This window comes from Vibrio sp. 03_296, from assembly GCF_002265885.1.
Genome location: NZ_NPKW01000039.1, coordinates 1 through 2,146, shown reverse-complemented (window position 1 = coordinate 2,146; position 2,146 = coordinate 1). Strand labels below are relative to the sequence as shown.

Below are 2,146 nucleotides of genomic sequence, written 5' to 3'. Positions count from 1 at the left end.
CCACGCGTGCCAAATCCCACTTGAACGCCTTGTTATGCTTAAACTTCAATGGGTTACGTTTACTAAAAACAAGATTAACTACAGCTTTGATTCACGAACAAAAGCCAAAAACCTGAAATGACTCATGATTTTGAAAATCAGACTTTGAACTTTGGTAGCTAAAACGAAAAAACCTAATATCAAATTTCTGATTGAGCCAACCACCCTAACCTCGCGCTTACCCGACAATTGAATGAGGCAATTCTCTGAATTTCCAGCGCCAAAGAATAAGTGTCCGAAAAGCAGCGCTCACAAAAGCCAACTTGCCGATAAACACCAAACTGAAAAGCCGAGGGAACAAAGAAAAACCATAAACCACTGATTTTACTTGATTAAGCATAACGCCCAATTAAGGGGTGAACAACGCCTCCACCACACCTAAAGCATTGTGCCATAAACACTAAATTTGAAGTAGAAGCAAAAATGCCAAGCGTTGTGAATCCCTCTTAAATTGCTTGTTATGTGTTTGAACTTAAAGGGATCTCCATTTCAACCAACCCTTTGACTTCAGATGTTCTAACGAAACCCTTGGACTCATACAGGCTGATTGCTGGGTTTTCACTAAACACACGCAAAACTAGCTTAGTGGATTGTCTTTTAAGCGCATGTCTAACAACTAGTTCGAGACACTTTGCCCCAATTCCTCTGCCCTGAAACTCAGGCAAAATTTGAAAGTCTCTCAAGAAGGTAGTATCGCCACTATAGCTAAAACGGAGAACACCAACACGAGCTTGGTCTAGATGGACTTCGTAGTTATCTAACTCTTCCCAGCTACTTAGAAACTGATTGTGATCCCAGATTATCCCACGAGTTTGATAGTAACTTGCCATATTTGACTTGGTTAAAGATTCTGCGAATAAGGAGTCACTACCTACTTTTAGCTGTACTTCCATGCATTTTCCTCTGGTTACACATAACGCCCAATTAAGGGGTGAACAACGCGGCCACCCAACCTAAAGCATTGTGCCATAATCACTAAAACTGAAGTAGAAGCAAAAATGCCAAGCGTTGTGAATCCCTCTTAAATTGCTTGTTATGTTCGTTTTTCAAGCCTGATTTCACCAGTCACTTTTGCGAAGCGGATAGCGAGCATCAAACACAATAAAAATGGACTAAAGTACCACATAGCAATTTCCACTGGTGATTTAATAGTCGCTTCTCTGACCTCATTTACCCGTTCATATTCTGTGTCATAGTAGCTATGTAGTTCTTTAAACAGCTCATAATCATGAACCATCCAGTCATTTTCCTGAAGTTCTGGGAATGGCGCTAAAGATAACGTCGGAACATTAGTAAAGGTTAACGAGTCGAAGTAAGAGCTTGTACTTACAAACCAATCACACGCAGCTTTTTCTCGCTCAATAAGGTCGAATTCTTGGCACACTTTCCCAGAAGCCACAGACTCAGTATGCCTAGCTAAACTACTCAGAGTCGTAATTGCTACTCTTTGCTCTTGAGCTAGCCAGTTACCTGCAACAAATAGACGGACTTCAGCAACTGATGCTAGTAGCGCTAAAACGGCAGTCGATAGCCACACGTAGTCAACTTTTTTCCAACCCGACTTGGAAAAGTTACAACCAAAAAAGAAAGGAATATGCAGCACAGCGACTAGAACAGCGAAAACACCAAATGCATGCAGAGGACTAGATATAAAAAATTCCGAGTCGAAAAATGTATCCATCTAAAATACCTTATAAAAATAAGGTATTTTACTACTTTTATGACCTTGAGGTCGAATAGTAACTCAAAAGAACATAACGCCGCGTTAAGGGGCGCAGGCACGCACAACAAAAGTTACCGCGTCACAACCTTAATCACTAAACTTACCGCAAACTGGAAATGCCACGCGGCATGAATCCCACTTAAACGCCTTGTATGGATAATAACTAACGAATCAGGGTAAGGTGAGACCCAGACTTTAGCTGCAACTAAAGTTCTCTATCTGATAGTTCGATTGAACGCTGGCTCCTCTATTGAGAGACCGATAACAAGAACGAACATCAGATAGAACTCCAAGCATCACACTCGAATAGTCTTCTGGGTCTCGAGCCCGCATTTCGCAAGCAAGAGTTAGCTTATTATGAATACAAATACACTTCAAAACATT

General features: G+C 41.1%; 2 protein-coding genes. Both read right to left on the bottom strand.

Annotated elements, in window-relative coordinates; genetic code table 11:
• Nucleotides 1-497: 497 nt before the first annotated feature.
• Nucleotides 498-932, bottom strand: a complete 435-nt coding sequence (locus tag CIK04_RS03265) for an N-acetyltransferase (protein ID WP_025536967.1) — start codon at nt 930-932, stop codon at nt 498-500.
• Between the two features lie 140 nt (nt 933-1,072).
• The gene (locus tag CIK04_RS03260; protein WP_097353742.1) at nt 1,073-1,720 is read right to left on the bottom strand and encodes a hypothetical protein; all 648 of its coding nucleotides are present in this window, start codon (nt 1,718-1,720) and stop codon (nt 1,073-1,075) included.
• Nucleotides 1,721-2,146: the final 426 nt, after the last annotated feature.